Annotated in this window: 1 protein-coding gene and 1 pseudogene; both read left to right on the plus strand. The window is 65.2% G+C overall.

Annotation, left to right across the window (positions count from 1 at the left end; translation table 11 throughout):
- Nucleotides 1-350 (plus strand): annotated as a pseudogene (locus tag J7E68_RS12200) (GNAT family N-acetyltransferase); the annotation flags it as partial.
- A gap of 91 nt (nt 351-441) precedes the next feature.
- Nucleotides 442-2,089: excinuclease ABC subunit UvrB (uvrB, locus tag J7E68_RS12205; protein WP_215172936.1), on the plus strand; the 1,648-nt coding region annotated here is incomplete at its 3' end.

Raw genomic sequence — 2,089 nt, forward strand, 5'->3', positions numbered from 1 at the left:
ACCCTCACTGGCGTGCACGGGCCGAGAGGACACTGCAGCGCATCCGCTCGGATGACACGGTGGAGCTGTGGATCGCCGTGGCGGATGGCGCGGTGATCAGTGCAGGGCGCCTCGAACCCGTGGCGGCGACGGACTTCGCGGGGCTCTGGGGTGGTGCGACGATCACCTCGTGGCGTGGCCGGGGGATCTACCGCGCACTCACCGCGCGACGCGCTCGTTCCGCTCTCGCTCGCGGCAAGCGCTACCTGCAGTCGGACTCGACGGAGTTCTCCCGACCCATACTCGAGCGCGCAGGGCTCATCACGGTGTCGACCACCACTCCCTACGTCTGGACGCCGGAGGCGGACTGAGCAGCTCTCCGTTCGCGGCGCCGGCGGGCATCTCGAGGTGCAGCACCGGGCTCGCGACCCCGATGTCGGTGGCCCGGCATACGCTGGAGGTATGCAAACCACCCGCAGCGTCCGTCCTTTCGAGGTCATCAGCGAGTACGAGCCTGCCGGCGACCAGCCGAAGGCCATCGCCGAGCTGGCGTCGCGCATCAACGCCGGTGAGACCGACATCGTGCTGCTCGGTGCGACGGGTACCGGCAAGTCGGCGACCACGGCCTGGCTGGTCGAGCAGGTGCAGCGTCCGACGCTCGTGCTGGCGCACAACAAGACTCTCGCGGCGCAGCTCGCGAACGAGTTCCGCGAGCTGATGCCGAACAACGCAGTCGAGTACTTCGTCTCGTACTACGACTACTACCAGCCAGAGGCCTACGTCCCGCAGACCGACACCTTCATCGAGAAGGACTCGTCGATCAACTCCGAGGTCGAGCGCCTCCGTCACTCGACCACGAACTCGCTGCTCAGCCGACGCGACGTGATCGTCGTCTCCACGGTCTCATGCATCTACGGTCTCGGCGCGCCCGAGGAGTACCTCCGAGCGATGGTCGCGCTGCAGGTGGGGGAGCGGTACGACCGCGATGCGCTCATTCGCCAGTTCATCTCGATGCAGTACAACCGCAATGACGTCGACTTCTCGCGGGGCAACTTCCGCGTGCGGGGCGACACGATCGAGATCATCCCGGTGTACGAAGAGCACGCCATCCGCATCGAGCTGTTCGGCGACGAGATCGAGGGGCTCTATTCGCTGCACCCGCTCACCGGCGAGGTCATCGAGAAGCTCGACTCGGTGCCGATCTTCCCCGCCTCGCACTACGTCGCGGGAACCGATGTGATCCAGCGCTCGATCGGCACGATCGAGCATGAGCTCGAGGAGCGCCTCAAGGAGTTCGAACGCCAGGGCAAGCTCCTCGAAGCGCAGCGACTGCGGATGCGCACCACCTTCGACCTCGAGATGCTGCAGCAGCTGGGCTTCTGCTCGGGCATCGAGAACTACTCGCGGCATATGGACGGTCGCCAGCCAGGAGAGCCGCCCCACACGCTGCTGGACTTCTTCCCCGACGACTTCATGCTCGTGATCGATGAGTCCCATGTCACCGTTCCGCAGATCGGTGCGATGTACGAGGGCGACGCGTCCCGCAAACGGACGCTCGTCGATCATGGCTTCAGGCTGCCGAGCGCGATGGACAACCGGCCGCTGCGCTGGGACGAGTTCAAGAACCGGATCGGTCAGACGGTCTACCTCTCCGCGACCCCCGGCAAATACGAGATGGGAATCGCCGACGGCGTGGTCGAGCAGATCATCCGTCCGACCGGTCTCGTCGACCCGCACATCATCGTCAAGCCGTCCAAGGGTCAGATCGATGATCTCCTCGAGGAGATCAGGGTGCGCGTCGAGCGAAACGAGCGTGTGCTCGTGACCACGCTCACCAAGAAGATGTCCGAAGAGCTCACCGATTTCCTCGGAGAGCACGGTGTGCGGGTTCGCTATCTGCACTCCGATGTCGACACGCTGCGACGGGTCGAACTGCTCAGCGAGCTGCGGGCAGGCGTCTACGACGTCCTCGTGGGCATCAACCTGCTCCGTGAGGGCCTCGACCTTCCCGAGGTGTCGCTGGTCGCCATCCTCGATGCCGATAAAGAGGGCTTCCTCCGCTCGGGCACATCGCTCATCCAGACGATCGGGCGTGCGGCGCGAAACGTCT

It is taken from the genome of Microbacterium sp. ISL-103 (assembly GCF_018613995.1).
Lineage (GTDB): Bacteria > Actinomycetota > Actinomycetes > Actinomycetales > Microbacteriaceae > Microbacterium.